The following is a 625-nucleotide window of genomic DNA, read 5'->3' as shown; positions in this document are numbered from 1 at the left end:
GCGCCGAGCAGGGCGCGGGCGAAGCCGTCGGCCTGCGTCGGGCGGACGCCGGCGACGGCGAGCAGCCGCCAGGGCGACTCGGCGAGCTGCCCAGCGGCGTCGTCACCGAGCGCGGCGGCCGCCTGCGGGGCCAGGGACTCGGGGGCCCCGCCGCGGGCGAGTACGGCGCGGACGGCCTGGACGGCGTCGGAGGACGGCATGGCCACGGCCGCCGGGGCGGGAACGGGGGCGCGCTCCGGCGCGGGCGCGGGCACGGTCGTGCGGGACGCGGGTGGGGGTACGGGGGCCTCGTACGCGGCGGGGGGCTTGCCGCCGCCCTCCACGGCCCGTACGGCGGCCAGCAGCTCGGCGGCCCTGCCGCTGAGCTTGGCCCCGGCTTCGACGGGGCCCTCGCGCTCGGCCTTGCGGCGGGCGATGCGCTCCCGCTCGATCTTCTGTGCGGCCAGCTCGGCGGCGGCCTCGCTGAGCGCGGGCGCACCCCCGTCCGCCTTCGCCGCGCCGTCGGCGGTGGCTCCATCCTCCGCGTCGCCGCCCGTGCCGTCGGCGGTGGCCTCCGCGTCGCCGCTCGCGTCGGCCTCCGTCGGGCCGTCTTCGGGCGCGGCCGGTCCGGCGGGCCCGTCGCCCT

Annotated in this window: 1 pseudogene; it reads right to left on the bottom strand. The window is 82.1% G+C overall.

Annotation, left to right across the window (positions count from 1 at the left end):
* Window positions 1-625: pseudogene (locus tag J7E97_RS33715) on the bottom strand (DNA helicase RecD); the annotation flags it as partial.

It is taken from the genome of Streptomyces sp. ISL-66 (genome assembly GCF_018614135.1).
GTDB lineage: Bacteria > Actinomycetota > Actinomycetes > Streptomycetales > Streptomycetaceae > Streptomyces.
This window is presented reverse-complemented; position numbering and strand designations above follow the sequence as displayed.